This window comes from Sodalis sp. RH15, assembly GCF_047324255.1.
Classification (GTDB): Bacteria; Pseudomonadota; Gammaproteobacteria; order Enterobacterales; family Enterobacteriaceae; genus Acerihabitans; species Acerihabitans ligni.
On record NZ_CP178738.1, the window covers coordinates 2,165,011 to 2,191,064 of the forward strand.

The window sequence follows — 26,054 nt, forward strand, 5'->3', positions numbered from 1 at the left end:
TAAAAATGAAGGTTTGATCCGGTATCCGTTTACCCTTAATCTTATTAGGCATTCATTACGATAGCCGCTTTTTCTCGCCGGCGGGTGAAGAGATAGCGGGGCGTCCTAGCGGTTGCCCTTTCTTTAGCGGCTGGTCAGTTAATTCGAAAGGTCGAATCATGTCTCGTTTTGTCAAATACCTGCTTATCGCCATCACCTGTTTTTTAGGTTCGTTCCAAACGGCCATGGCGGCAACGCCGCTATACGGTCCGCAGCTACAGGGATTTACCTATCCGTATCCGTTGCACCATTATTCTTTCACTTCCCAAGGTACCCCCTTAGCGATGGGGTATATGGACGTTGCGCCCCAGGGGGGCGCCAACGGTAAGACCGCGGTGCTGTTGCACGGAAAGAATTTTTGCGCGGCCACCTGGGAGGATACCATCAAGGCATTGACCCAGCAGGGCTACCGGGTGATTGCCCCGGATCAGATTGGCTTTTGTACCTCCAGCAAGCCCGATCATTATCAATACAGTTTTCAGCAGCTGGCCGCCAATACCAATGCCTTGCTGCGTAGCCTGGGTATTGCCAAGGCAATGGTGGTGGGGCATTCTACCGGCGGCATGCTGGCGACGCGCTATGCGTTGATGTACCCCGCCGAGGTGCAAAGATTGGTGCTGGTGAATCCAATCGGGCTGGAGGATTGGAAAGCCCTGGGCGTTCCTTACCGTACCCCCGATCAATGGTATGAGCGTGAACTCAAGACCTCTGCCGCGGGTATTCGTCAATATGAACTTACCACATATTATGTCGGGCGCTGGAAACCGGCCTATGACCGTTGGGTGGATATGTTGGCCGGCTTGAATCAGGGGCCGGGGCATAAACTTGTGGCCTGGAATTCGGCGCTGATTTACGACATGATTTTTACCCAGCCGGTGGTTTATGAATTCAAGGATTTGCAGGTGCCGACGACCTTGATAATCGGTACGGCGGATACTACCGCCATAGGCAGCGATATTGCGCCTGCGTCGGTAAAAGCGGCGCTGGGGCATTATGACCGGCTCGGCAAAGAGACGGTGAAACGAATTCCCGGCGGGGAATTAATAGAGTTCGCGGGATTGGGACATGCACCGCAGATGGAAGAGCCGGAGCGGTTCAATCAAACCCTTTTGCGGGTGCTGGACCGATAAGCAAGGGTTGCCGCGATAAAGGCGGAAACCCTTATGGGATTCCCGCCTTTGGGCATTATAGCTTAATTGGAGCTGCCGGAAGGCGCCTGTACCGGCTGCGCCCCGCCGTCAGTAGCCGGCGCCTGTGGTGCCGTCGGCTGCGCGGTGCCGTCGGCGGCTGGAGCCGGTTGTGGTACGTCGCCCGCGGGCTGGGGTGCGGTCTGCGTTGAATCCGGCGCGGCGGCCGGTGCATTGGCCGGAGCGCTTGCCGGCAAGACTGCCGGAGCGTTGCTGTCCGGCGCGGTGACATTTACCGGTATACCGGAGCGGTTCTGCAGCGCCATGTTAACCACATTCTGGTTAACCATCTGATCCACCAATATTTTACTTACGCTAGCCGGAAGCGTAATTGGTACCGGCTCGTTGGATGTGAATTGTTCTTCGGTGGAGGACAACGGGTTATGCACTTCCAGATAACGGGAACCATCCGGCTCAATGGTGGCTTTAACCGGTTCGTCGATAAACTGTACCCGGGTGCCCACCGGAACGTGATCAAACAGATACTTGATATCGTCGGCGCGCAAACGGACGCAACCGTGGCTCACCCGTAAACCAATACCGAAATTGGCATTGGTGCCGTGAATGGCGAATAACCGGCCGACATACATCGCATACAGTCCCATCGGATTATCCGGGCCCGCCGGGAATACGCTTGGCAGGCTTTTGCCTTCAGCCGCATATTCCGCATGCATCGCCTTGGTGGGGGTCCAGGTCGGCCCGGCCTGTTTACGTTGTACCGTGGTCAGCCAGTTCACCGGGGTATCCTTGCCCAGTTGTCCGATGCCGATGGGCAATACCACCACGGTCTTGGTTCCCTTCGGGTAATAGTACAGGCGCATCTCGGCGCTGTTTACCACAATGCCTTCATGGGGCGTATCGGGCAGGATCAACTGATGAGGTATAATCAGCTTGCTGCCGGGGGTCGGCAGGTACGGATCGACCCCGGGATTGGCCTCCAGCATATTGCTCAGGCCCATTTGATACTGTGCGGCAAAATGCTCCAGCGGCAATTTACTGTCCTGGGGAATTTCCACTTCCAGATTTTGCCCAATCAGCCGGCTGTTGTTGTCGGCAGGCAATGGGTATACCACGGCAAAAGCGGAGTGACTGAACGCAGCCACGGCCAATATTGCCGTACAGATAGCACGCATATTCATTTTCATAGTTGTCAGATGTTATCGCCACACAAGCAGTAATTAGGTTTTCGATTCCAGATCGATGATGACCGGATGGGCATTATATGTGCACAGCGGCCAAAGTGGGAAATAATATGTGTAACTTAGGGTTTGACGCAATGGTTATATGTTTTTTCGGATGATAATTTGTCCCCATGGCGGGCGCGAAACAGCCGACATTGAAAATCCGCCGCCGGCAAGCGGATAATGGCAGGGCAAAGTGAAAGAGAATGACGGCGCGCTGAACCTGAAGGGTAGGGTGCAGGCCGGTTCGGAGCGCCCCTAAGGGAGCGGATTGTTCATGATGGAGAATGAGGATAAATGAAACGAAGCCTGATTATTTTCTTGCACGGCGTCGGCAGCAACGGCGACAGTCTGGCGCCGCTGGGCGAGGTTTGGCGACACAGCCTGCCGGATACGCTATTTGCCGCCCCCAACGCGCCGATGCCGTTTGATATGGGACCCGGTTATCAATGGTTCAGCGTTTACGGCGTGACCCCGGAAAACCGGACGCAGCGGGTTTTGGCCGCCGGGCTGGCCTTCGACGGGCTCATTGCCCGGATAATGGCGGAGCAGGGCATGGCCGGCCATCCCGATCGGGTGGTATTGGTGGGGTTTTCCCAAGGTTCGATCATGGCTTTGGATGCCATCGCGTCGGGACGTTGGCCGGTTGCCGCCGTGGTGGCCTTTTCCGGGCGGTTATCATCGCCGCTGCCTTTGATGCCGGCCGCCGCCACGCCGGTACTGTTGATTCATGGCGCGGATGATCAGGTTATCCCTGCCTGGGAAACCGAGCATGCCGGGAAAGCCCTGCAAGAAACGGGCGTGGCGGCGACCACCTTCATCTTGCCCCGTGTGGGCCATGAAATTTCCGCTGAAGGCGTGGCGCTGGCGGGACAATTTATTTCTCGGACGCTGGCCGCAGTTGCAAAATGAAACGGTTAATAAGCTTGAAGACCGGCGCGGGTTGTGTCTTAGTAAGTCGAGGGAAGGAAACGTTGGGTGTAACAAATAATTAACAATTATCGGCAAGAATACTATTATAAGAAATATATCGCAGGCAGGAGGTAAATATGGGATTAGAGGAATGGGAAGCACGCTTCAAAGCTTATTTGGAACAGCATTTCCCCCAGGATGACAAAGCGCACGATCTCGCCCATTTCAGCCGTGTCTGGCATACCGCTCAAAAAATTATGCATTTGACCCGGGCCGATGAATTAACCGTGCTGACAGCCTGTTATTTTCATGACGTGGTCAACCTGCCGAAAAACCATCCCGAACGTCATTTGGCCTCCGCCAAGGCGGCAAAAAAGACACAGAGTATCCTGGCCGAGAGTTTTGCGGATTTTCCGGTGGCGAAATATCCCGCGGTGGCTCATGCCATTGAAGCGCACAGCTTTAGCGCCGGCATTCCGCCCCGGACGCTGGAAGCGAAAATAGTCCAGGATGCCGACCGGCTGGAATCTTTAGGCGCCATAGGGCTGGCCAGGGTATTTCACGTTTCGGGACAACTGGGCCGCGGTCTGTTCAATGTGGAGGATCCCTTGGCTCTTCATCGGCCGCTGGATGATCTCAAATACACCTTTGATCATTTTCAAACCAAGCTTTTGACCCTTGCCGATACCATGCAAACCGAAATGGGTCGCCAGATGGCAGCCTATAATATCGATTATCTGGTGACTTTTATGAGCAAGCTTTGCGCTGAGCTCAAAGGGGAGTATTACCAGTTGGATACAGAAACCCTGGAGCGCTTTCAAATCAAACGTTAGCCTTTATTGACGCGCGTACCCGACGATTATAGGCTTAAAATAGCAACTGGCAGCGGGCCTATCCCGACGCGGAAATGGGGAGTGATTCATGACATTTGAAACCGGTGATGTGGTTCAGCCTTTGAAGGGCGGACCGGCAATGAGTGTGATAAAAGTTGAAAACGGTATCGTCTATTGCGGCATGATGGATTCCGGTGAGGAAAACGCGAAACAGTTCAAAGCCGAAGAACTCTCCTTATACCAGGAAGATGGGGATTTCGGCGTCTGTTAGCCCACCTGAGGGGGCCCCTTGCAAAGCCCCCTCGATTCGCATATTTTATAAGCGGATTCTTTGCCTGCCGGCAGGGAGTTCTTTCGATGTATATCTGATAATCTGTTAATTCTTAAGCATATTAGTGATAAAAAGCCGTCAATCCCGTCGCGAAAAAGATTACCGTGAGACCCTGAATGATGCGCAGTTTGCGATAGCGGTGCTTGCCATTGCCTCAGGGACGCTCATCAGTTTTATCATATTAGCGACACTGTGGTTTGTGTGATGATCACGTCGATAATAAGGAAGGATTGGACATGGAAAACAGCAAACTTGATGATACAAAACTGCTTGCAATAATCGGTTTGTTAATCTCAGTCTTGATAACCGTATCGGTGCTGTTCGGTATCGCCTATTTTTATGATATTCGGCACAGCAACAGCGTTGATACCGGTGCTTGTTATAGCAAAACCGGCGGGGTCCAGAATTTATAAATAAAGCAGTGAAGCCTGGACTTTCCGCCCCTCCGGCAACGGGTGCCCGAGGGGCGGATGCTGTATCGGGCATTCTCGCAAAAGCCTTTCCCGTCTTTTCACGCCGGCATGGCGCGCTGGTCAGGGAGGGGATCCTCCAGCAGCCCTTTGAGCCGTATTTGCTGACTGTGTATTTCCAGCGCCAGAGGCTCGAATAATGAACGGCACCCATTGACGTCCTGCATGCCGAGCAGACCGAACGGCAAATGTTTATCGCCGCTCCAGCTGCGATAATCCGCCACCGGATAGATACAAATGCCTTCAACGGCAATGTTTGTTTGCATTGCCAGAACGGTTTGCTCAAATATATAGCGCATCCAGGGAACCCGCATATCGTTTTCCGCACCGGTCTCGGCGATGAGGATCGGCCGCAGGTAACGCTTATGGACTTCCTCCAGGATAGCCGCGAAGGGCCGGTAATGGATGTCATCCACGGCGATGACTTCCCCTCTGAAGAACCACTGGTTGGCCGGACGGTAGCTGATTCCGACAATATCAAGATAATGAGGGCCGCCTCCAAGCTCGGGGCAAAGCCGGCCGCTCAGCATATCCCAGACTTCAAACTGCGCCATGCGGAGTTCTTCCGCGGCGGGCTCCAGCTCCGGTTTGTCTTCCGGTGCGTTGATATGCACCACGGGTTCGGGTTGCACGAACCGGGCGGTGTCGTCCACCGCGCGGATAGCGTCCATGGCGGCAAGGGTGGCGCGTACCAACTGCTGCTTGAGCACTTTGCCTTTATTTGAAGCCATGGGCTGGATATGCGCCATTTCGCCGCCGGCCCATGCCAGGAAGGAAATGGAATTTATCGGCGTATAACAGGGGCGGCGGATGCCCTCGTTACGCACCTTTGCGGCCACGGCGCCGGCGAAACGCGCAAAATGCTCCACGAAGGACGGTTGCCAGATATCGAGGTGATCCGGCCAGCCGTAATGGCATAGATCCCAGATGACCTGGACATTATTGGCCTGGGCGGCATGCAGCGTGGGCAGGAAACTGGACCAGTCGTATTGGCCGGGGGTTTCCTCAATCAGATGCCAGCGCAGTCCGTCCCGCACGGTAACCATTTGTTGTTCCGCCAACTGGGCGTAATCCTTGCCCGCCAGCATTTCATGGCCGCTGGAGTGGATCAGATCAAGCCGGCGACCGTCGCCGCGCACTTCGGTGGAGCAGGCGAATCCGCCCTGGAAAAAGCTTTGAAATAGTGTCGGATGGTACATGGGTGATATCCCATGTTCGATTTGATCTTGCATTGGGCTTCCCCCTTCCCGAGACAGTTTTGCCTGACCGGGTCAATCTGCTTATCATGTAAGATTAGACAGGTGACAGCTAAAACGTTTCCGGATATGGCGCGCTTTGCGATCTTTATTGCAAACTTAGCTCACCAGAGAACCGCAAAACGCCCGATGAGTCAACTTTTGTCCGCTGCCGGCGAAGTGTACAAATCCGTGCGGACAAACAGGGGGATAACGATGCCAGCAAGAATGGACGTTATGGTGGGGGATATTACCGAATTGTCCGCCGACGCTATCGTTAATGCCGCCAACAGCGCGCTGATGGGCGGCGGTGGGGTGGACGGGGCGATACATCGGGCGGCGGGGCCCGTGCTGGCGCAGGCCTGCGCCGAAATTCGCCGGCGGCAGGGAGGATGCCCGGTTGGCACCGCGGTACTGACCGTCGGGGGAAATTTACCCGCCGGGGCCGTGATCCATACCGTCGGACCGGTCTGGCAAGGCGGCGGCAGTAATGAAGCCGAGCTGCTGCGGCAGGCCTATCACAGCAGCCTGGCCATCGCCCGCGATAAACAAATGCACCTGGTGGCTTTCCCGAATATCAGTACCGGCGTCTACGGTTTCCCCAAAGAGCTGGCCGCCGATATCGCTATCGCCGCGGTGGGTGAATTCCTGGCGCGGTACAGCTGGCCGGAAAGGGTTATTTTTGTCTGCTTTGACCGGGAAAATGCCCGACTCTACCAAGCCAGGTTGTGACGGTCCCACCGATGTAAATCGCCGCCGGGGATAATTGACAACCATGGTTTTTCCGGATGTCGGCGGCGCTATTTTTGAATCTGCGCTTATTTGCGCGCATACTCTTTTGCGCCTGAGATTATTATAAATCGGCCTGCCGACTGGAGGATGGGAACGATTATAATGTAATAAGATTTTTCCTATAATCGCCGTTAATTAATTTTGGCGCACGATTTGTTTCGGCCGTCCTGGCGGGTCCGCCGGGCTGTGGCACGGCAAAATGGCCGTCGCGGGGTCTTTTAACCCGGCTTTTATAATAACTTCCTGCTTAATGTTAAAAATGATTAACCCCCCGTGGATGGCTCAGGTAAAATCAGCGGGCGGTTCTGATTGTTGGAATGTGCTGTTTTAGACTATCTTTTACCGGTAGATGCGCTTGTTTTCTGATCGTTGATTAAACACTGTGCCGGTAAGAATATTGTGAGGAACCATCGTTGTATCACGCTGTCGGAAAAGTGATTTATCAATTAAAATTGCTTTAAATGATCAAGAGCACACGCATAGGGGGGGATGTGCCAACTAATAAATTTTTCGTCAAGTTACCCAAAGCGAGTCTCCGTTTGCTGGGAGCGACGTTATTGTTATCGTTATACGCTTTGCCTTCATGGGCATTTTCTATTGACGATGTGGCTAAACAAGCGCAGGAACTGGCCGGTAAAGGTTACGAGGCGCCCAAAAGCAATTTGCCTTCGCAATTTCGCGAAATGAAATTTGCCGATTATCAGCAAATTCAATTCAATCATGATAAGGCATACTGGCACGATCAGCCTACCCCCTTCAAACTGGAGTTCTATCATCAGGGGATGTATTTCGACACGCCGGTGAGAATCAATGAAGTCACCAGCTCCGCCGTGACTGAAATCAAATATTCGCCGGATCTGTTCACTTTTGGTTCGGTCAACCACGATCCCGATTTGGTCAAGAATCTCGGGTTCGCCGGTTTTAAAATCCTTTATCCCATCAATAAAGCTGACAAGAGCGACGAAATCGTCAGTATGCTGGGAGCCAGTTATTTTCGGGTGATTGGCAAGGGACAGGTATACGGCCTTTCCGCACGCGGTCTGGCCATTGATACCGCCCTGCCGTCCGGGGAAGAGTTCCCGCGTTTTCGCGAATTCTGGATTGAGCGGCCGCAGCAGAACGACAAGCACCTGGTGCTGTATGCGCTGCTCGACTCGCCGCGGGCCACCGGCGCTTATCGCTTTGTCATCTATCCGGGGCGTGATACCAGCGTGGACGTGCAGGCCAGGGTATTCCTGCGCGATAAAGTGGGTAAACTGGGTCTGGCGCCATTAACCAGCATGTATCTGTTCGGCCCTAACCAGCCTTCCACCACCATGAACTTCCGCCCGGCGCTGCATGATTCCGACGGACTTTCGATCCATGCCGGCAACGGCGAGTGGATTTGGCGTCCGCTGAATAATCCCAAGCATCTTTCCGTCAGTACCTTCCAGGTGGAAAACCCCCGCGGTTTCGGTTTGCTGCAGCGCGGCCGGTCGTTCTCCCAATACCAGGATCTGGACGACCGCTATGATTTGAGGCCCAGCGCCTGGATTGAACCCAAGGGCGATTGGGGTAAAGGCCATGTTGAACTGGTGGAGATACCCACCGCCGATGAAACCAACGACAATATCGTGGCGTTCTGGACGCCGGAAAAACTCCCGGATACCGGTAAACCTTTCGACCTCGCTTACCGGCTGCACTTTACCCGCGATGAAGACAAAATACATTCACCGGAATTTGCCTACGTTCAGCAGACATTGCGCTCCGCCGGAGATGTAAAGCAGTCCAATCTGATTCGCCAGCCGGACGGCACTACCGCCTTCGTGGTGGATTTCGTCGGACCGTCCCTGAAGGCGCTTGACGAGAATACGCCGGTGGCTTCCCAGTTGAGCGTTGGCAATAATGCCGACGTGGTGGAAAACAATGTCCGCTATAATCCGGTAACGCATGGCTGGCGTCTGACGCTGCGTTTGCGCGTGAAAGATGAAAAGCAGCCTACCGAAATGCGCGCCGCGCTGACCAGCGGCGACAAGACATTGACTGAAACCTGGAGCTATTTGCTACCTGCCAATGAATAAATCAACCGAACCCAGCCTCGATTATATCGAGGCTTTACCTCTCTCTCCCGAGCAGAAGAGTTCGCTGCGCGCCAAGTTGCCGGGGGAGGGCAGTTCGTCCCTTGCATCGTTGCATGCCGATATCGGCAGCATCACGCCCGGCACGACGCCCAATGAAGACAATGCCGCCTTGGATTCGGTGAAGTCGCGGTTGAACATGGCCTGGCCGGTCACCGAAACCTGCAAGGAGCTGCTGGTGGAGGATGGCCTCGGCCGTACAGCCATCAAGGCGATGCCCACCATTACCCGTACGCCGATGTTTCCGGAGCCCTGGCTGACCAACCCCGTTTCCCGTTTCTGGAATGCGTTGCGCGGTCATACCCCCCCTCCGCGCCATAAGGGGGAAGCGGCCGCGCGCGAGGACGGCAACTGGCGCCGGGTGGGAACCATGCGCCGGTACGTTTTGTTGATTCTGACGCTGTTTCAAACCGCCGTTGCCACCTGGTATATGAAAACCATCCTGCCATACCAGGGCTGGGCGCTGATTGACCCGATGGATATGCTGCATCAGGACTGGCTGCAATCGGTTTTGCAACTCTTGCCCTATGTTTTGCAAAGCGGCATCCTGATTCTGTTCGCCATACTGTTTTGCTGGGTTTCGGCCGGGTTCTGGACGGCCCTGATGGGTTTTCTCCAGTTGCTTATCGGCCATGATAAATACAGCATCTCCGCCAGCACCACCGGTGATGAACCCCTGAATCCGCAGCACCGCACCGCGCTCATCATGCCCATATGCAATGAGGACGTTGAGCGGGTTTTCGCCGGACTGCGCGCCACCTATGAATCGGTGGAAGCCACGGGGCAAATTGAACATTTCGACTTTTACATCCTGAGCGACAGCTATAACGCCGATATCGCCGTGGCCGAGCAAAAGGCCTGGATGGAGATCTGCCAGGAAACCGGCGGATGCGGCAGAATTTTTTATCGCCGCCGCCGCCGCCGGGTAAAACGTAAAAGCGGCAATATCGATGATTTCTGCCGCCGCTGGGGTAAACAGTACAGTTATATGGTGATCCTGGATGCCGACAGCGTCATGAGCGGCTTTTGCCTCACCAACCTGGTCCGGCTCATGGAAGCCAACCCCACCGCCGGAATTATCCAGAGCGCGCCGAAGGCCTCCGGCATGGATACGCTTTATGCCCGCTGCCAACAGTTCGCCACCCGCGTCTACGGACCCTTGTTTACCGCCGGTCTACATTACTGGCAATTGGGGGAATCCCATTACTGGGGTCATAACGCCATTATCCGGGTCGATCCCTTTATCAAACACTGCGCCCTGGCGCCGTTGCCCGGCGATGGTTCATTTGCCGGCTCGATTTTATCCCATGATTTCGTGGAGGCGGCATTAATGCGCCGGGCGGGATGGGGCGTGTGGATAGCCTATGATTTGCCGGGCAGTTACGAAGAGCTGCCCCCCAATCTGCTGGATGAGCTCAAGCGCGACCGGCGCTGGTGCCAGGGCAATTTAATGAACTTCCGGCTGTTTCTGGTCAAAGGCATGCATCCGGTGCATCGGGCGGTATTCCTGACGGGGGTCATGTCGTATTTGTCCGCGCCGCTGTGGTTTATGTTCCTGGCCCTGTCTACCGCACTGCAGGTAGTGCATACCCTGATGGAACCGCAGTACTTTCTGCAGCCCCGCCAGCTCTTCCCCGTTTGGCCGCAATGGCGGCCGGAGCTGGCGGTGGCGCTGTTCTCCACCACCATGGTATTGCTGTTCTTGCCGAAGTTGCTCAGCGTGATCCTGATTTGTGCCAAAGGGGCGAAACAGTACGGCGGAGTCGTTATCCTGTTCTGCTCAATGCTGCTGGAGATGCTGTTTTCCGTGCTGCTGGCGCCGGTTCGCATGCTGTTTCACACTATCTTCGTGGTCAGCGCGTTTCTCGGCTGGTCGGTGCAATGGAATTCGCCGCAGCGGGATGACGACGCGACGCCCTGGGGCGAATCTTTCACGCGCCACGGTTCGCAAATGCTGCTGGGGCTGGTCTGGGCCGGCGGCATGGCCTGGCTGGATCTGCGTTTCCTGTGGTGGCTGTCGCCTATCGTCTTTTCGTTAATCCTTTCGCCGATGGTGTCGGTTTTCTCCAGTCGTGCCAATCTCGGGTTGGCCTGCAAACGCGTCAGCCTGTTCTTGATTCCCGAAGAGTACTCACCGCCGAAAGAGCTGGTGGATACGGAGAACTATTTGCAGCGCAATCGGGCGCGGGCGCTGTTGGACGGGTTCCGCCATGCGGTTATGGATCCGGCCTATAATGCCCTGGCCACCGGCATGGCCACCGCGCGCCACGGTGTCAGCCAGGCTATCGAGGTCAATCGCGAAGAGCACATTCAGGCGGCGCTGCAACGCGGCCCGCGTGGCCTGACTCCTCCTGACCGGCTATCTATTTTAAGCGATCCGGTTATCCTCTCCCGTCTGCACCTGCGGTTATGGTCTCAGCCGCAGGCTTGGCCGGCCTGGGATAAAAAATAGCCGATGGCTGTCTGAACCACCCGCCAAGGTGGTTTGAGCTTGTTGATAAAGTGTTCGGTCGGGGCAGACTGCCAGATCGTAAACACGCCGTGAATACCTCCCTGTAGGCTCGATCCGCGCCATCCCTGGCGCGGACGGTTTACTCTTCTGGCAACCTGCCCGGCCTTATTGACTTCGAGTGCCTTTGTCAGCAGTCTGAACCACCCGCAAGGGTGGTTTTGTTTATTGGTGTGTATTGCAAGGCATCCCTCAGGATGCTCTCTTTTTGCGCGCCAGAAAACGCTGCGTCAGTATGGGCAGCGATATCACCGTGATAAGCATCGCGCCGACAATAATCGACATCACAATGCCCGGCACGTTCAGCAGGCTCAGTCCAAAGGTGACCAACCCCATCAGGAACGCCGCGATAATCACGCCGGTCATGCTGCCGGATCCCCCCAGGACATTCACCCCGCCTAAAACCACCATGGTTATCACGCTGAGTTCCCAGCCCAGCGCCAGGGTGGGACGGGTGCTGCCCAGGCGCGAGGTCAGCAATACCGCCGCCAACCCCGACATGACGCCCACCATAATGAACAAGATCAGGTTATGGCGTTTCACGTTGATGCCGGAATAATAGGCGGCGACGGGATTGTTGCCGATGGCGTAGGTCCGCCGGCCAAAATTGGTTTTATGCAGCAAAAAGTAAAACAGGACGGCCAATAGGATGAATAGGGCGAATTCGAACGACAGGGCGCCGAAGACATACCCCTGGCCGAAGAAGGCGAAGCTGGCCGGGTAATGGTTGATGGATTGATCCCCCAGCAGCACATAGGTGATGCCGCGGAACAGGCTCATGGTACCGATGGTGATCACGATGGACGATAAATTCAACCGGGTCACCAGCAAGCCGTTGATCAGGCCGCACAGCAGGCCGACCCCCAGTCCGACGCAGACCAATACCGGGGTTCCCATCCCGGCCTGGGCGCAAAAGCCCATGATGGTTGAGCTCAGCGCCATGGTGGAAGCCACTGACAGGTCTATTTCCCGGGCGATAATCAGCATCGCCATCGGTAACACTATCATGGCCTTCTCGGTGAAATTAAAGGTCGCGTCCGACAGGTTCCAGAGATTTAAAAAATAGGGCGAAGCCGTGGCGTTAATGGCAAACACCACCACGGTTACCGCCAGTAAAAAACCTTCCCAGCACAGCAGGCGCCGAAACCAGGGGATGTTATGCAGCGGAACCGGCTCCGGATGCGAGTGAGAAAGCAGCGTCTTGTTCATAGTGAATCTCTCACTTTAGTCGGGGCTGATTGGCAAGGACGGCATTACGCAGAATCAGGCGGCCCTTACGTTTGTTCGAGCGTTCGTTCAGGATGACGGCAATAACAATGACACCGCCGGATATCGCCATCTGCCAGAATGGCGATACTTCAATCACCGGCAGGGCATTATTGATAACCCCTAAAAACAACGCGCCCAGCAGGCAGCCAGACACCGAACCGATCCCGCCCATGGTACTGATGCCGCCTATCACGCAGGCAGCAATAATCTGCAATTCAAAACCATTGGCGACGTCGACGTAGGCTACCGCAAACCGCGAAATCCATAGATACCCGCAAAATCCCGCCAGCGTTCCGGACAGACAGAAACTGATAAACTGCATCTTGCCGGCATTGATCCCGGTGTAATAAGCCGCGGTGGCATTGCCGCCGGCGGTATAAAGCGCCCGGCCGGTGCGGCTGTAGCGCATGAAATAACCCACCGCCAGTAGCGCCGCGATGGCGCTCCAGCCCAGCAGCGGTAAATGCAGAAACTCGCTGCGCGGCAAGCCGAGGAATGGCGCGCTCATCTGATGGGCGTTAATCCAGCCGCCGCGGGACAGTAAAAAGATGATGCCGCGATAAATGCTCATGGTGCCGAGGGTTACCACGATAGAGGGGATGCCCATCTTCCAGACCAGCAAACCGTTAATGGCGCCCATCAGCAACCCCATGACGGTGGCGATGACCACTAAAAGCCCGATGGAGAGATCGGGATGATGGAAATTCAACAGCGCCACTATCATGCCGGTCAGCGCCAGATTGGCGGCCATGGATAAATCAATGCCCTTGGTCAGCAACACCATCATTTGGCCCAGGGCCAGGATGATGAGAATCGAGGTATCGTTAAAGGTTTCCAGCAGGTTCTCAACGCCCAAGAATTCGGGAGACCGGCTGCCGACCCCCAGCACCATCAGTATGATAACCAGCCCCAGCAGAATTTCGCGGTGTTTGAGTAAGGTTTTCATCTTTATGCCCCCTCCGCGCCGGCGCCGCTGGCCGCGCTGACAATCATTTCCGCCGTTGCCGCGCCGGCGTTGAATTCCGCCGCCATCAACCCTTCATGCATAACGATAATGCGATGGGACATGCCCATCACTTCGGGCAGCTCGGATGACACCATAATCACTGCCAGTCCCTGTCCCACCAGTTCGGACATGAATTGGTGTACAGCCGCTTTGGAGCCGATATCGATGCCCTTGGTAGGTTCATCCAGAATAATGATCTGGGGTTGAGTCGCCAGCCATTTGCCGATGACCACCTTTTGCTGGTTGCCGCCGGACAATGTAGCCACCTGCTGGCGCCAGCTAAAGGCTTTTACCTGCAGGCGGTTGGCGTAATTATCCGCCAGGGCCCACTCCTTTTCCTCATTAAGGATGCCGTGCGGATTGAGATGGCTCAGCTGCGGCAGGCTGATATTCTGATAAATGGGCAAATCAATAATGGTGCCCTGGCTTTGGCGCTCTTCCGGCACGTAAACGATTCCGGCACGGATAGCCGCCGCGGGGTTGGCAAAATGCCGGGCCCTGCCGCCGACGATAATCTGCCCGCCGCTGGGTTGGGTTACGCCGAACAGGGCTTTCATCAGCTCCGTCCGTCCCGCCCCCACCAGACCGTAAAAACCGAGGATTTCTCCTTTGCGCAACGAGAAATCAATGCCGGAAAACTCGGTGGGATGGCTCAGATTTTTCACCGCAAGCACGGTATCACCGGGCAGGCCGGACTTTTTGGGATAAACCTGGCTGATTTCGCGGCCGACCATCATGGTGACCATCCTGGCCTCGGTGATATCGCCCATTTGGCCCGAACCCACGTAGCTGCCGTCGCGCAGTACCGTGTAATAATCCGCGATGGCAAAAATTTCGTCGAACTTATGGGAAATAAACAGGATGGCTTTATTTTCCTGCTTCAAACGTTCGACTATCTGATAGAACTCGGTAATTTCATGCTGGGATAACGCCGCGGTCGGCTCGTCGAGAATCACCACCTGTGCGTTGAACGATAGCGCCCGGGCGATTGCCACCATATGTCGCTGGGCGATGCTCAGCTCTTTCAAAACGGCGTAGGGATCGATCTGCACCTCCAACCGCGCCAGAATTTCCCGTGATTGTTTGTGCATGGCGGGCCAGTTCAGGCGTTTAAGCCAACCGCTGTAAAGATAGTGCCCGGCAAAGATATTCTCCGTTACCGTCAGCTCGTCGAACAGCACGGTTTCCTGATGGATGGCGGTGATGCCGATTTTGTGGGCGGCCTCCGGATTCACCAGTTTGATGGGGATTTTTTTATATTCTATCGTGCCTTCTTCCGGCTGATAGATGCCGGTCATCACCTTGACCAGCGTTGATTTCCCGGCGCCATTCTCGCCTACCAGCGCCGTGACTTTGCCCGGATAGAGATCGATATGGACATTTTCCAGCGCCCGCACGCCGGGAAATACTTTCGTGATCCCTTTCAATGATAATAAAGGTATGGCGTCGGTCATCACAACCCTCCGCGTTCTATGGCAAATCATGAAGGCTCACCGTGAGTCGGTGAGCCTGATGAATGAATCAGAACACTTTGGCGAATTTATCAATGTTAGTGGCGTCATAAATGAAGGGTTTGCCCATGGCGCCGTTGCCGTCCGCATCAAGCTGGACCTTTCCCAAACGGCCCATGCTGGCCTCTTTGGCGGTGGCCGTGCCTTTCACCAGATCATAGGCGATGTAGGTTGCCGCATAGCCCAGATCGATGGGATTCCAGATGGCGAAGCTTTTGCTGGCGCCGGACTTCACCGCGCCGGCCATTTCAGAAGGCAACCCCAGGCCGGTCACATAGACCTTGCCGATTTTGCCTTGGTCTTTGACCGCCTGCGCCGCGGCGACAATACCCACCGAGGAGGGAGAAATGATCACCTTCAGGTTCGGGTAGGATTTCAGCAGGCCGATGGTTTCGCGGTAGCTTTTATCGGAAAGGTCATCGCCGTAGGCAACCGCAACCAGATTCACCGACGGATATTTCGGCAGCACCTTTTTCATTTCCTCAATCCAGATGTTCTGGTTGGTGGACGTCGGCGTGGCGCTTAAAATGGCCGTATCGCCCTTTTGCAGTCCTAGGGCCTTGATGGCATCGGCGGCCAGCTGAACATTCATCTGGCCGATCAGGTCATTACTGGACGGATTAAGATGGATCTGGCGGCCCGCCTTGGCGACGCCGGAATCCCATGACACCACTTTGATGCCGCGCTGCATGGCTTTTTTCAGCACCGGCACCAAGGCATCGGGATCGTTCGCCGACACCGCGATGGCATCCACCCCCTGGGCAATCAGGCCGTTAAGGACTTCAATCTGCGCTTCGGCGGTAGTGGTGGTGGGGCCGGTATAAATAACCTTAACATCCCCCAATTCTTTGGCCGCCTGCTGCGCGCCGGTATTTGCCGCTTCGAAGAAACCGTTGCCCAACGATTTTGCCACCAGGGCAATTTTGACTTCGGCCGAGGCCGAGGCGGCCAGCGCCAGGCATGAAGCCATGAGGGTACAAGTCAGTAGTTGTTTTAATTTCATTGTTTGTACTCCACTTAATTAATGTAATGACAACAAGATGTAGGGTTTTAAAAAATAACTAAGCGTATCGGGAATGGGAGTATCGCCAAACACACTGCCCGGAAGAGCCCGGGTAATGGGAAATGATGTGTTGCAAGGACAAGGGGATAATCATAATCAAAACCTTCATGGAAGGATGATCACGACTTTAAAACCTTGTTGTCCCAGCCGCCTTTATTATATTGCCAATTCCCGTGAGAAGCTGGCAGTCAGACGAAGGTGGGGATGAGAGATATCACAAATCAATAACATTTTTCAGAGGAGCGGATTTTAATCAACGGCTACCGGCCCGCTTTACCGAATCCCCGTTGAATACGGCCCGAGCAATACGCCTTACCGGCTTTGGCGTCGCAAAATGCCGCCGTCAGCATTTAATGTCACTTCCTACAGAATCGCTGCCGTTAATATTTTGAATCTTTTAGAGAACCATGGATTTTGCCGTGCAAGACGATTTACTGTTTGTGCTCAAAAAGGTGGGCGCTTTTTTGATTTTCGCCGCCATCGTTTCGGCGTTTCAATTATTGCTGTTTATCGATGTTCGCTTCCTGCATGACTCGGTCAACGAGATTTCACTCACGGAAATCAGCCAGGAAATCATTTTATTCGCTATTGTTGTATTACATCTCTGGTTGATTCGGGTGCCAGCACATCGGGCCGTCAATGTGCTGGTGGGGGGATTTTTTACCTGTTTGCTGGTGCGCGAGATGGATTTTGCCTTTGATGTCATCCAATACGGGTCCTGGTTATGGGTGGCGATGGCGGTGTGTGTGCTATGTGTCGCGGTGGCGGCCCTGGATTACCGGCGTACGTTGGCGGGACTGGCGGATTATTTCAGGCATCCGGGTTATGGCCTGGTGTGCGCGGGCTTGCTAACTGTGCTAGTGTTCTCCCGTCTGATGGGAATGGGCGGCCTGTGGCAGGCGTTATTACAGGATGCCTATGTCCGCACGGTGAAAAATGCCGTGGAAGAAGGCGGCGAGCTGTTCGGTTATGTTCTGTGCCTGCTGGGCACGCTGCTCTATATGCTGGATAAACGTAACATGAGCCGCCCGGACTGAGCCGATATGCCCGGCCGGAGGGCCGGCTGAATCTGGGATGCGAAGCAAGGTGAACAGGGTGCGAATACTGGTGGCGGCGTTATGCGTGTTGGGCCTGACCGGCTGCGGCAGCATTATCAGCCGCACGTTTCCCGGACAGGGGCACGGCAATCAATATTATCCGGGCGTAAAATGGGATTTACGCGACTCTCCCTGGCGATATATCACCGTGATAGATCTGCCGCTGTCGATGGTGGTGGATACGATTCTATTGCCGGTGGATATGCGGCACGGGCCGTATCGCTAGAGTATCAACCCGCTGGGGTTTATGTAGCTCCACGGGTTGATACTCCGGCGGATGCCTGGACAAGAGGGGCGCGTGCTTTAACCCGGACAGGGGCGTGGTCTGCCGGTTTTACAGTTCTTCCCACTCATCGGCCGCGGTCTGCCCCTCTTCGGTGTCCAGCGGCGGCTCATATTGATAGTCACCTTCGTCCCATTCATGCAAGGTGTTCTCCTCCTGCCATTCCAGACGCAGTTCGGTTTCATCAAAATCACCGTCAAAAATGGCCTGGGCGGCTTCTCCGGTTCGAAAAGGCAATGCATCCGCCGCCTCGTTCTCATCGGCCAGGAACTCCGCTTCCCACATGATTTCACCGTCCTGCATAATATATTTTTGTAAACTGAACTGACTCACTACCGGGTCCTGATCGTCATTGCCGCTGTCACGGGAGGCTTCAAGAAATTCCTCACGTGCGGTATCTATGGCTTCTTCCAGAGTTGCGTACATGCTCATTTTGGCTCTCCTGTGATCACTGCATCGATCTGACGTTACCGCGCCCTTGGCGGGCATCAATGTAATTGTTGTCGGAGTCTGAAAACTTTCAAGTATCATTAATAAAATGATTTCCAGCGGGGATAAAAATTCCCGGTCAGGTAAAAAAATATTTTTTTACCCGCATTCATCAATGCAAAGGGCATGTGGTTATCTGGTAAAAATTTCGCAAAGGAACCTTCGGCGGGGTGGAGAAGCGCTACAGTAAGCTAAGTGGACAACCTGGAGAACGTATCATGACCCTGTTTAAAAAATCACTGATAGTCATCACCTGCACGCTGGGTGCATTGAGTTTCACCGGCATGGCGGCAGCCCCTGCCGGTACTCCATCGGCAGCGCCCGCCGATACTTCGCCGGCCGCGCAGGCCGGTTGGCAGAATCAACCTCGGCCGGAGCCCGGACCGATGTTCTTTCACCATCCAGGCGGGCCCATGATGATGCGCCATGGTCCGGGCTTCTGCCACGGCGGCGAAGTTTTTTGCGCATCAGTGCAAAGCGATAATCCCGGCGAGACGATACAAAAGCTGAACACTATCCTGCCGGCTCCCGCCGCCGGCAGTCACTATGAAGTGCGGCTTTCAGTGGTAAAGGTCCCCAATCATTTCGGGGATAACGCGCCGGATGGCGGCGAGACGCCTCATCCGGCCAACGGCGGCTGATTTATTCATTCGGCAGCCTGATGCGGGACGGGCCGTGCTGCAAGCTCCACCAGGAATAGAACACATTAAACAGCACCACCAGCGCGGTAACGCCAAATACCGCGCGAAACCCATAGCTGGCGGAAACAAAGGCGCCGATCAGCGGGCCGCTGACATTGCCCACGTCGCGAAAAGATTGGTTATAGCTGAAAATCCGGCCGGCCACCTGATTGGTGCAGTTATAGATAAGCAAGGTCTGTACCGCCGGCAGCAGGGCGCCGTCGGCGGCACCCAGCAGAAAGCGCAGGGTGCCCAGTTGCCAGGGGGTCTGGACAAAGGCCATGGGAATCAGCAGCAGCACCGAAACCGCCAGCATGCAGATCAATATCCGTTCCGGTCCGATCTTATCTCCCAGCCTGCCCAGCCGCGGAGCGCTTAACAACGCCGCCATACCGGGAACGGCGGCGATCATGCCGCTGACAAACGCCAGATTCTGGATGTTCCCGGCCAGCTGGCGCACATAAAGCGTCAATATCGGCGCAATCGAGCCGGTGGCGACCTGGATAATCATGGTGGTGATAAACAGGCTTAATACCAACCGGGGTTTGGTCAGCGAGGCGAAGACCTGCCGCGCGGAAAGCATGTCCTTTTTTTGCACCGGCTTGAAACGTTCTTCGACGAAAATATAGGTCATGATAAAACAGATCAACAGGACCAGGGCGGTAATGAAAAATACCAGGCGCAAGCCGTAATGGTCCGCCAGCAGCCCGCCGATAAGCGGCCCGATCAATGCGCCGCCCACCGCGCCCGTGGACAGGGTTCCCAGCGCCCAGCCGCTTTTGTTGCGGGGAACCTGGGTGGCTATCAAGGCATTGGCGTTGGGCACGAATCCCCCCAGCAGCCCCAGCAAGGCGCGCAGAACCAGGAACTGACCGATATTTTGCGCCAGGCCCATCAGCGCCATGACAATCGCCATGCCCAGGGCGGAGCGGAGCAGCATGATTTTACGGCCCCGGCGATCCGCCAGGCCGCCCCAAAAGGGCGAGGCTATGGCCGAAAACAGGAATGTGATGCTGAAAACCGCGCCCGACCACATATTCAGTTCGCGCGGGTCCGTGACGCCGAGCATTTCAACGTAAAGCGGCAGGAAGGGCATAATCAGGCTGAATGCCGCGCCGGTGAGAAAGCAACCGACCCAGGCAATGTAGAGATTACGTTTCCAGTTTATGGGTTCCGACACCGGCGTCATGACATCTCAGTAAAATAGGCAACGGCGGTCAAACAATGTGACAAGGCTCTAGGGCGTTATCGCCGAGGTTTCGCAGAAGGGGATAAGTATGCGCCTAAACGGGGCAACGGGCAATTTGCGGGGCATCAATTGCACCAAACCGCCATTATCCGGCGGCAGCGGACAGCGGCCCGCCGAATGGCGGGTTTATCGTTGATGATGTGGCGTCAATAGAGGGAGGGCTGTCCCGGCGGCCGGGTTTTGAACCGGCGGTGCAGCCACATATATTGATCCGGCGCCAGCAAAATGGCCTGTTCCAGCACTTTGTTCATGTAGGTGGCGGTGGCGACATCGCTCTCCAGCGGCAAATGCTCCTCATTGGGCATGATAATCAGTTCATAGCCTTTACCGCCGGGTAAACGGCGTGGGACGAAGGGGATTACCGCCGGTTTGCCCAGCCGCACCAGCATATGCGTGCCGGCGGTGGTGGCCGCCTGCTCCATGGCGAACAGCGGGGCGAAAACGCTGCTCTTCGGGCCGTAGTCGTGATCCGGCGCATACCAGATGATTTCACCGTTTTTGAGGGCGCGAATCATGCCTTTGATATCCGACCGGTCGAGCATGGATTTATTGGAACGCAGACGTCCCCAGGTTTGCAGCCAATCCAGCAGCTTGTTGTCATTAGGTCTATAGACGCCGATACCGGGGTTGTGGATACCGAAAATGCGCGCACCCAGCTCCAGGGATAAAAAATGCAGCCCTATCAGCAGCACGCCTTGCTTATTTGCATGCGCCAGACTGATGTTCTCCAAACCGGAGACCTTGAACAATCGTTTTACCCGCCAGTCGGGCCAGAACCAGCCCATACCGGTTTCAAACAGGCCCATGCCCACGGATTCGAAATTTTTGATAAGCAGCGCCTCTCTTTCAGCGCTGGACTTGTCGGGGAAACAGAGTTCAAGGTTGCGGCGGGCGATATGGACGCGTCGGGGCATAAAACGCATGGACAGGCGACCAAGCGAGGTGCCGAGCCGATACAGCAGCGGGTAGGGCAATAATACCATAAGGTATAGCAGGCCGATGCCGATCCAGGTGGGCCAATAGCGCGGGTGCAGCAAGGAACGGTTAAACGTTGGAATAGTTGTCATTTATTCTTGTCACCATAAGCGTCAAGGTAATACTCATTACATAATTTTTAGTCCGCCCACTGAATTCAGTGTGGCATTTTTTTTCAAAAGGGAAAGCCGGCGGCGCGTGAAAGTATTCATTACCCTTTCACGCGCGTTTTGCCCGGCAAGGTTAATCTTTGTTGAAAAGATTTTTTACATTATGCGGCTCGCTGCGCCAATACTGCCTGGGGCCATTGATTTTAGCACCCAGTTTTGCGGCGGCGTGCCAGGGCCAGCGCGGGTCGTAAAGCACGGCGCGCGCCAGCGCAATCATATCCGCGTCACCGGCGGCCACAATGGTCTCCGCCTGTTCGGCGTCGGTAATCAGGCCGACGGCGATGGTATTTAATCCGGTTTCGGCCTTGATACGCCGGGCGAATGACACCTGGTAACCGGGGCCCACCGGAATTTTTTGCTGGGTGGACAGCCCGCCGCTGGATACATGTATATAGTCACAATCAAGGGATTTCAATGCCTGGGCCAGTTTTACCGATTGTTCGATATCCCAGCCGCCTTCGACCCAGTCGGAGCCGGAGATGCGCACACCCACCGGAAATCCGGGGGAAACCGCCTGCCGAACCGCCTGGACCACTTCAAGGGTCAGCCGCATGCGGTTTTCCAGACTGCCGCCATATTGATCCTGCCGCTGGTTCGCCAGCGGCGAGAGGAACTGGTGCAGCAAGTAGCCATGGGCCGCGTGGATTTCAATGAGATTAAAGCCGATACGCTCAGCCCGTTTGGCCGCGGCGGCGAAATCCGCCTTCAATGCTTCAATTTGCGCCAGTGTCATGGCCTGGGGCCTTGAATCCGTTTGTGCAAAGGGAATGGCGGAAGGGGCCAATGTTTGCCATCCCCCCCGTTCGGGAGAGATATTACCGCCCCCGAACCAGGGCGCATGGGTAGAGGCTTTACGGCCCGCATGGGCGAGCTGGATGCCCAGGGCTATGGGGGAATGCGTCTTGACGGTAGCGACCACCGCCGCCAGCGCCTGTTCGGTAGCGTCATCCCATAACCCCAAATCCTGCGGCGAGATGCGGCCTTCCGGCGTCACCGCCGTTGCCTCGATGATGAGCAGGCCCGCACCGGACAAGGCCAGATGGCCCAGATGTATCTCATGCCAGGAAGTCGCCTTGCCTTCGTCGGCGGAGTACTGGCACATGGGCGCGATAACAATACGATTTGAGAGCGCCAGGTTTCCCAATGTATAGTTCGAAAACAATAGACTCATAGGTTGTGCCTCATAAGGGGGGATTGGCGTAGTGCTGAAGGCATCGATGTTAAAATTCATTCATCAAGCCGTTACGCCGTATCAGCCAACGTTAGCAATTTAATAAAATTTTGCCTCGGCGTTAAATGCTTTTTTACCCGGTTGGTATGGAAATTCAGGGCTGCCGGTCCGGAAGATTTATTGTATGATGCCGCCCTGCCCGTCGGTCAAAACCGGCTTATCATGCACCGCTATTATATAAAATTGTCATCACGATATTCATAGCGAGCATTCATTACATTCATTAGTTACTACAGGAACGTACACCATGCCAGTGTTACACAACCAGGTAGCCAACGACGAACTGAAAAGGCGCATGCTGGCGGAATCCGCGCCGCGCACCACCTTGTCATTTTATAAATATTTCCGCATTGATAACCCGCAGGCGTTTCGCGACGAATTATACCTCTCCATGAGCGAACTGGCGGTTTTCGGCCGGGTGTATATCGCAGGGGAGGGGATTAACGCCCAAATCAGCGTACCGCAACATCGGTTCGAGGCATTCAGGACGCTGCTATATGCGGCACATCCGGCCCTGGACGGCGTGCGGCTGAACCTGGCGTTAGATGATGATGGTAAATCATTCTGGGTGTTACGGATGAAGGTCCGCGAGCGAATCGTGGCCGACGGCATTACCGACCCCACGTTTGATCCCACCCGTACCGGACATTACCTGCGGGCGGAGCAGGTTAACGCCATGGCCGACGATCCCGATACGGTATTCGTGGATATGCGCAATCATTATGAATATGAAGTCGGCCACTTTGAGCATGCCATAGAGATCCCCTCCGACACGTTTCGGGAGCAATTGCCGATGGCGGTGGAGATGCTGGCACCGGTAAAAAATAAGAATATCGTCATGTATTGCACCGGCGGAATCCGCTGTGAAAAAGCCAGTGCTTATATGCGGCATCATGGTTTTGAGCACGTCTATCATGTGGAGGGGGGGATCATTGAATATGCCCATCAGGCCAAGGCACTGGGATTACCATTGAAATTCACCGGCAAAAACTTTGTCTTTGACGAGCGGCTTGGCGAGCGAATCACCCCGGATGTGATAGCCCATTGTCATCAATGCGGCGCGGCCTGCGATACCCATGTCAATTGCCTGAACCAGGGGTGTCATTTACTGTTTATCCAGTGTCCGGCCTGCGGGGAAAAATATCAGGGTTGTTGCAGCGAAATCTGTCGCGACGAAAAGGATTTGCCGGTCCAGGAGCAGCGTGCCCGCCGGGCGGGACGCGAAAACGGCCTGAAAATATTCAATAAATCCCGCCAGCGTCTAGCCATGGATTTACCGCGGCGCCAGCCCGGTAATCCGGAAGAATAAGGTAAACGGGCCAGGGCGCGCCTGCGCCCGCTTTAGCCGAAACGGGCCAACGAGAAAGGCGTCAAATCAAACGCCGCCTCGCGTCCGGCGGCAAAACCGGCGGCTATTTCCCCCAATACGCTGGCGAATTTGAAACCATGGCCGCTTAGTCCGCTGACTATCAGCATATCCGAATTGCCCGGCAGGGTATCGATGATAAAGTCCTCGTCCGGCGAGAGATCATAACTGCAGGCTTCGCCGTTGAGGCAAACGCCGACGCCGGGCAGAAACTGCCGCAAGAAACGGAAAACCTCGCTGCCGTCAGTGCCATGGCTGCCGAAAGGCGTGCGCTGTTCCGGCTCGTCAATAGGCTGCCCGCCGTTATGCTTGCCCACTTTCAACTCATTGTTAATGGCGGGAAAACCGTAATATTGCCCGCCGTCAGGCGTTTCCACGGTAAATGCCGGGAAATGATTATCTTCACTAAAGCGGCCGTCCGCCTGATGCCAGGCGAAGACTTTACGCACCGGGGTTATGGGCAGCATGGGGAGGAGTTTTTTCACCCAGGTTCCGGCACTCACCAGCAGCTTATGGCACTGGTATCGGCTTCCCTCTATGGTCACCACCTCGAATCCACGGGGCAATGCAATGATTTGTGTGACGCCGCAGTTAAATAGCTGCCCACAGCCGGCATTTTCCGCCAGCCGTATATAGGAGGCGATGGACAGCTCCGATTTAAGGTAGCCGGCCTGCGGTTCGTAAACGCCGAGATAATCATCCGGCACGATAAATTCCGGCCAGCGGGCGGATATCTGGGCGGCATCCAGCGTTTCGCACGGCAAATGGAAGGCTTGGACGCTGGCGGCGGCGTTTTGAATAAATTCTGCCTGGCGCGGCCCCAGATTAAGCACGCCGCTGCGATGAAACAGGGTATTGCCGCTGCGCTCCGCCAGTTCCTCCCACAGGGCCTGGGCCCGCAGGACCATTGGTACGTATTTTTCACCCTCCCCGTAAGCGTGCCGGATGATGCGGGTATCACCGTGATGGCTGCCGGCGTGATGAGGGGGAAACGCCGCATCAATCATCAGGACATTCAAACCGGCTTCGGTTCCGTAGAAACCCGCCGCTGAACCCACCGAGCCGCTACCGACAATAATAAGATCATAAATCATGTGGTTAACTCCTTGAGTCAGGCAATCCGGGCTTTGCGTAGTATAGACTTTCGGCGAAGGATGGGTATATCGTCATTTGGCGGAAACAATCACGGGGGGGATAATAAAAAAGCATCCGGTGCTAAGCAGCGGATGCCCGAGGGGCAACATCGAGATTAATGTTTTCGGTGGTCAAGATCCTGGTAGTCTGTCGATTCAATTTTTGCAATGCCGGCTTCAAGTATGGATATGAGTTGTTTAGCGACATCGGTGGTCAACCACAGGGTTCTGTCCACTTCTGCGTCTTCGGTAGCCTGGTTGGTTGAATTGATATAATGCAAGCGGATCATCATGGCATTATAGGCATCTACGGTGCTGATATCCCAGCCGACCAACGGATGGGTATGGATAATCTCGTTTTTTCTGTCCATAAATACCCCTTTTCTGACTCGTTTAAAAAAAAGAGTAACGTCGAGGTTAAATGCGGCTCCATTTTAGCGAGCAATTTAAGTATACCCGTCTTTGTCACTTTTTTGCCATATAAGCGACTTTTTTTTATAGCGGCGTTTTGCCGGGACGCATTCGCATTCCCTGGTCTTGTGGTTTGTCATGGAAAGCGCTGACGCCATCGGGTCAGGAGGCGACGGGAGGAACTGCCGGGCGGATTCGTCTTGCCATTTCGTCGGCCAATTGAGAAAAATATTTCTGCATGACGGCATCGCGGTTCTGATTCTGCGCTTCCAGCAGCAGATTATTTATCAGCAGCTGATTGGCTTTTTCATCCAGGCTGAAAGAGAGATAAGAAAAGGCGATTTCCAGCACATTCAGCCGGCGTTGCTGCTCGCTGATTAACTCGAGCAGTTCGCCGAAGGTCATGGCTTCTTCTGGTTTATTGACATTCATGGTCACACTCCCCGAAAATTCCACAAAACGCATATATCCTGGCTGATTACAGACCAGAAATAGCTATTTGCCAAGAGTGGCGC

Annotated in this window: 25 protein-coding genes; 12 read left to right on the forward strand and 13 right to left on the reverse strand. The window is 55.0% G+C overall.

Features of this window, described 5'->3' with window-relative positions; genetic code table 11:
- Positions 1 to 224 precede the first annotated feature (224 nt).
- Positions 225 to 1,169 (forward strand): alpha/beta fold hydrolase, encoded by a 945-nt coding sequence (locus ACL2XO_RS10110; protein ID WP_413726907.1) that lies wholly within the window; start codon positions 225 to 227, stop codon positions 1,167 to 1,169.
- A 62-nt stretch (positions 1,170 to 1,231) separates the two neighbouring features.
- On the opposite strand, the gene ACL2XO_RS10115 is transcribed toward ACL2XO_RS10110, so the two are convergent.
- Complete coding sequence (locus ACL2XO_RS10115; RefSeq protein ID WP_413723833.1) at positions 1,232 to 2,371, reverse strand: L,D-transpeptidase family protein; 1,140 nt, start codon at positions 2,369 to 2,371, stop codon at positions 1,232 to 1,234.
- Between the two features lie 333 nt (positions 2,372 to 2,704).
- On the opposite strand from ACL2XO_RS10115, the gene ACL2XO_RS10120 reads away from it, so the two are divergent.
- From ACL2XO_RS10120 to ACL2XO_RS10135, 4 genes are all read left to right on the forward strand, one after another.
- Positions 2,705 to 3,319, forward strand: a complete 615-nt coding sequence (locus ACL2XO_RS10120; RefSeq protein ID WP_413742629.1) for an alpha/beta hydrolase — start codon at positions 2,705 to 2,707, stop codon at positions 3,317 to 3,319.
- Positions 3,320 to 3,456: 137 nt separating this feature from the next.
- The gene (locus tag ACL2XO_RS10125) at positions 3,457 to 4,152 is read left to right on the forward strand and encodes a phosphohydrolase (protein WP_132922516.1); all 696 of its coding nucleotides are present in this window, start codon (positions 3,457 to 3,459) and stop codon (positions 4,150 to 4,152) included.
- A gap of 88 nt (positions 4,153 to 4,240) precedes the next feature.
- Positions 4,241 to 4,423, forward strand: coding sequence for a DUF2158 domain-containing protein (locus ACL2XO_RS10130; protein WP_413723835.1), 183 nt, complete (start codon positions 4,241 to 4,243; stop codon positions 4,421 to 4,423).
- 296 nt (positions 4,424 to 4,719) lie between these two features.
- Positions 4,720 to 4,896: a hypothetical protein gene (locus tag ACL2XO_RS10135; RefSeq protein WP_165934143.1), complete on the forward strand. Its 177-nt coding sequence runs from the start codon at positions 4,720 to 4,722 to the stop codon at positions 4,894 to 4,896.
- Between the two features lie 98 nt (positions 4,897 to 4,994).
- Here ACL2XO_RS10135 and ACL2XO_RS10140 read toward each other — a convergent pair whose 3' ends face one another.
- On the reverse strand, positions 4,995 to 6,185 hold the full coding sequence (locus tag ACL2XO_RS10140) for a beta-glucosidase (RefSeq protein ID WP_203522146.1): 1,191 nt from the start codon (positions 6,183 to 6,185) through the stop codon (positions 4,995 to 4,997).
- A 219-nt stretch (positions 6,186 to 6,404) separates the two neighbouring features.
- Between ACL2XO_RS10140 and ACL2XO_RS10145 the strand changes: the two genes are divergently transcribed.
- The 3 genes from ACL2XO_RS10145 to mdoH all read left to right on the forward strand — a co-directional run bounded on the left by ACL2XO_RS10145 (position 6,405) and on the right by mdoH (position 11,549).
- Entirely contained in the window at positions 6,405 to 6,920 is a 516-nt protein-coding gene (locus tag ACL2XO_RS10145) for an O-acetyl-ADP-ribose deacetylase (RefSeq protein WP_413723836.1), read from the forward strand.
- Positions 6,921 to 7,471: 551 nt separating this feature from the next.
- Positions 7,472 to 9,040 (forward strand): glucan biosynthesis protein G, encoded by a 1,569-nt coding sequence (locus ACL2XO_RS10150; RefSeq protein WP_243701440.1) that lies wholly within the window; start codon positions 7,472 to 7,474, stop codon positions 9,038 to 9,040.
- On the forward strand, positions 9,033 to 11,549 hold the full coding sequence (gene mdoH / locus ACL2XO_RS10155; RefSeq protein WP_413723837.1) for a glucans biosynthesis glucosyltransferase MdoH: 2,517 nt from the start codon (positions 9,033 to 9,035) through the stop codon (positions 11,547 to 11,549). Before ACL2XO_RS10150 ends, mdoH begins: the two co-directional genes overlap by 8 nt.
- A gap of 249 nt (positions 11,550 to 11,798) precedes the next feature.
- Here mdoH and ACL2XO_RS10160 read toward each other — a convergent pair whose 3' ends face one another.
- From ACL2XO_RS10160 to rhaS, 4 genes are all read right to left on the reverse strand, one after another.
- The gene (locus ACL2XO_RS10160) at positions 11,799 to 12,815 is read right to left on the reverse strand and encodes an ABC transporter permease (RefSeq protein WP_413742630.1); all 1,017 of its coding nucleotides are present in this window, start codon (positions 12,813 to 12,815) and stop codon (positions 11,799 to 11,801) included.
- A gap of 10 nt (positions 12,816 to 12,825) precedes the next feature.
- Positions 12,826 to 13,821, reverse strand: coding sequence for an ABC transporter permease (locus tag ACL2XO_RS10165; protein ID WP_413742631.1), 996 nt, complete (start codon positions 13,819 to 13,821; stop codon positions 12,826 to 12,828).
- A gap of 2 nt (positions 13,822 to 13,823) precedes the next feature.
- Positions 13,824 to 15,335 (reverse strand): sugar ABC transporter ATP-binding protein, encoded by a 1,512-nt coding sequence (locus tag ACL2XO_RS10170; protein WP_413742632.1) that lies wholly within the window; start codon positions 15,333 to 15,335, stop codon positions 13,824 to 13,826.
- A 67-nt stretch (positions 15,336 to 15,402) separates the two neighbouring features.
- Positions 15,403 to 16,362 carry a rhamnose ABC transporter substrate-binding protein gene (gene rhaS, locus ACL2XO_RS10175; RefSeq protein ID WP_413726908.1) on the reverse strand — a complete coding sequence of 320 codons (960 nt, stop codon included), beginning with the start codon at positions 16,360 to 16,362 and terminating at the stop codon, positions 15,403 to 15,405.
- A gap of 512 nt (positions 16,363 to 16,874) precedes the next feature.
- On the opposite strand from rhaS, the gene ACL2XO_RS10180 reads away from it, so the two are divergent.
- On the forward strand, positions 16,875 to 17,492 hold the full coding sequence (locus ACL2XO_RS10180; RefSeq protein WP_413723839.1) for a hypothetical protein: 618 nt from the start codon (positions 16,875 to 16,877) through the stop codon (positions 17,490 to 17,492).
- A 37-nt stretch (positions 17,493 to 17,529) separates the two neighbouring features.
- Complete coding sequence (locus tag ACL2XO_RS10185; RefSeq protein WP_132922506.1) at positions 17,530 to 17,778, forward strand: YceK/YidQ family lipoprotein; 249 nt, start codon at positions 17,530 to 17,532, stop codon at positions 17,776 to 17,778.
- A gap of 108 nt (positions 17,779 to 17,886) precedes the next feature.
- On the opposite strand, the gene ACL2XO_RS10190 is transcribed toward ACL2XO_RS10185, so the two are convergent.
- Complete coding sequence (locus ACL2XO_RS10190; protein WP_132922505.1) at positions 17,887 to 18,267, reverse strand: MysB family protein; 381 nt, start codon at positions 18,265 to 18,267, stop codon at positions 17,887 to 17,889.
- A 275-nt stretch (positions 18,268 to 18,542) separates the two neighbouring features.
- Here ACL2XO_RS10190 and ACL2XO_RS10195 point away from each other — a divergent pair, with 275 nt between their 5' ends.
- Positions 18,543 to 18,965: a hypothetical protein gene (locus ACL2XO_RS10195; RefSeq protein WP_413742633.1), complete on the forward strand. Its 423-nt coding sequence runs from the start codon at positions 18,543 to 18,545 to the stop codon at positions 18,963 to 18,965.
- A 1-nt stretch (position 18,966) separates the two neighbouring features.
- Here the strand turns inward: ACL2XO_RS10195 and mdtG are convergent, their stop codons facing one another.
- The 3 genes from mdtG to ACL2XO_RS10210 all read right to left on the reverse strand — a co-directional run bounded on the left by mdtG (position 18,967) and on the right by ACL2XO_RS10210 (position 22,569).
- The gene (mdtG, locus tag ACL2XO_RS10200) at positions 18,967 to 20,193 is read right to left on the reverse strand and encodes a multidrug efflux MFS transporter MdtG (protein WP_413723840.1); all 1,227 of its coding nucleotides are present in this window, start codon (positions 20,191 to 20,193) and stop codon (positions 18,967 to 18,969) included.
- Positions 20,194 to 20,399: 206 nt separating this feature from the next.
- Entirely contained in the window at positions 20,400 to 21,320 is a 921-nt protein-coding gene (locus tag ACL2XO_RS10205) for a Kdo(2)-lipid IV(A) acyltransferase (RefSeq protein WP_132922503.1), read from the reverse strand.
- Between the two features lie 151 nt (positions 21,321 to 21,471).
- The gene (locus ACL2XO_RS10210; RefSeq protein WP_413742634.1) at positions 21,472 to 22,569 is read right to left on the reverse strand and encodes an NADH:flavin oxidoreductase/NADH oxidase; all 1,098 of its coding nucleotides are present in this window, start codon (positions 22,567 to 22,569) and stop codon (positions 21,472 to 21,474) included.
- A 307-nt stretch (positions 22,570 to 22,876) separates the two neighbouring features.
- On the opposite strand from ACL2XO_RS10210, the gene ACL2XO_RS10215 reads away from it, so the two are divergent.
- A complete protein-coding gene (locus ACL2XO_RS10215; protein ID WP_413723842.1) occupies positions 22,877 to 23,938 on the forward strand; it encodes a rhodanese-related sulfurtransferase in 1,062 nt (353 codons plus the stop codon).
- A gap of 32 nt (positions 23,939 to 23,970) precedes the next feature.
- Here the strand turns inward: ACL2XO_RS10215 and solA are convergent, their stop codons facing one another.
- The 3 genes from solA to ACL2XO_RS10230 all read right to left on the reverse strand — a co-directional run bounded on the left by solA (position 23,971) and on the right by ACL2XO_RS10230 (position 25,971).
- A complete protein-coding gene (gene solA, locus ACL2XO_RS10220; RefSeq protein ID WP_413742635.1) occupies positions 23,971 to 25,089 on the reverse strand; it encodes an N-methyl-L-tryptophan oxidase in 1,119 nt (372 codons plus the stop codon).
- A gap of 155 nt (positions 25,090 to 25,244) precedes the next feature.
- A complete protein-coding gene (bssS, locus tag ACL2XO_RS10225) occupies positions 25,245 to 25,499 on the reverse strand; it encodes a biofilm formation regulator BssS (protein ID WP_132922499.1) in 255 nt (84 codons plus the stop codon).
- A gap of 202 nt (positions 25,500 to 25,701) precedes the next feature.
- Positions 25,702 to 25,971, reverse strand: a complete 270-nt coding sequence (locus ACL2XO_RS10230; protein ID WP_132922498.1) for a hypothetical protein — start codon at positions 25,969 to 25,971, stop codon at positions 25,702 to 25,704.
- Positions 25,972 to 26,054: the final 83 nt, after the last annotated feature.

Bases quoted from the DNA above. Each gene is read 5' to 3' on its own strand.
- ACL2XO_RS10110 (WP_413726907.1), top strand. From the start codon at position 225: ATGGCGGCAACGCCGCTATACGGTCCGCAGCTACAGGGATTTACCTAT.
- ACL2XO_RS10115 (WP_413723833.1), bottom strand. From the start codon at position 2,371: ATGAAAATGAATATGCGTGCTATCTGTACGGCAATATTGGCCGTGGCT.
- ACL2XO_RS10120 (WP_413742629.1), top strand. From the start codon at position 2,705: ATGAAACGAAGCCTGATTATTTTCTTGCACGGCGTCGGCAGCAACGGC.
- ACL2XO_RS10125 (WP_132922516.1), top strand. From the start codon at position 3,457: ATGGGATTAGAGGAATGGGAAGCACGCTTCAAAGCTTATTTGGAACAG.
- ACL2XO_RS10130 (WP_413723835.1), top strand. From the start codon at position 4,241: ATGACATTTGAAACCGGTGATGTGGTTCAGCCTTTGAAGGGCGGACCG.
- ACL2XO_RS10135 (WP_165934143.1), top strand. From the start codon at position 4,720: ATGGAAAACAGCAAACTTGATGATACAAAACTGCTTGCAATAATCGGT.
- ACL2XO_RS10140 (WP_203522146.1), bottom strand. From the start codon at position 6,185: ATGCAAGATCAAATCGAACATGGGATATCACCCATGTACCATCCGACA.
- ACL2XO_RS10145 (WP_413723836.1), top strand. From the start codon at position 6,405: ATGCCAGCAAGAATGGACGTTATGGTGGGGGATATTACCGAATTGTCC.
- mdoH (WP_413723837.1), top strand. From the start codon at position 9,033: ATGAATAAATCAACCGAACCCAGCCTCGATTATATCGAGGCTTTACCT.
- ACL2XO_RS10160 (WP_413742630.1), bottom strand. From the start codon at position 12,815: ATGAACAAGACGCTGCTTTCTCACTCGCATCCGGAGCCGGTTCCGCTG.
- ACL2XO_RS10165 (WP_413742631.1), bottom strand. From the start codon at position 13,821: ATGAAAACCTTACTCAAACACCGCGAAATTCTGCTGGGGCTGGTTATC.
- ACL2XO_RS10170 (WP_413742632.1), bottom strand. From the start codon at position 15,335: ATGACCGACGCCATACCTTTATTATCATTGAAAGGGATCACGAAAGTA.
- rhaS (WP_413726908.1), bottom strand. From the start codon at position 16,362: ATGGCTTCATGCCTGGCGCTGGCCGCCTCGGCCTCGGCCGAAGTCAAA.
- ACL2XO_RS10185 (WP_132922506.1), top strand. From the start codon at position 17,530: ATGCGAAGCAAGGTGAACAGGGTGCGAATACTGGTGGCGGCGTTATGC.
- ACL2XO_RS10190 (WP_132922505.1), bottom strand. From the start codon at position 18,267: ATGAGCATGTACGCAACTCTGGAAGAAGCCATAGATACCGCACGTGAG.
- ACL2XO_RS10195 (WP_413742633.1), top strand. From the start codon at position 18,543: ATGACCCTGTTTAAAAAATCACTGATAGTCATCACCTGCACGCTGGGT.
- mdtG (WP_413723840.1), bottom strand. From the start codon at position 20,193: ATGACGCCGGTGTCGGAACCCATAAACTGGAAACGTAATCTCTACATT.
- ACL2XO_RS10205 (WP_132922503.1), bottom strand. From the start codon at position 21,320: ATGACAACTATTCCAACGTTTAACCGTTCCTTGCTGCACCCGCGCTAT.
- ACL2XO_RS10210 (WP_413742634.1), bottom strand. From the start codon at position 22,569: ATGAGTCTATTGTTTTCGAACTATACATTGGGAAACCTGGCGCTCTCA.
- ACL2XO_RS10215 (WP_413723842.1), top strand. From the start codon at position 22,877: ATGCCAGTGTTACACAACCAGGTAGCCAACGACGAACTGAAAAGGCGC.
- solA (WP_413742635.1), bottom strand. From the start codon at position 25,089: ATGATTTATGATCTTATTATTGTCGGTAGCGGCTCGGTGGGTTCAGCG.
- bssS (WP_132922499.1), bottom strand. From the start codon at position 25,499: ATGGACAGAAAAAACGAGATTATCCATACCCATCCGTTGGTCGGCTGG.
- ACL2XO_RS10230 (WP_132922498.1), bottom strand. From the start codon at position 25,971: ATGAATGTCAATAAACCAGAAGAAGCCATGACCTTCGGCGAACTGCTC.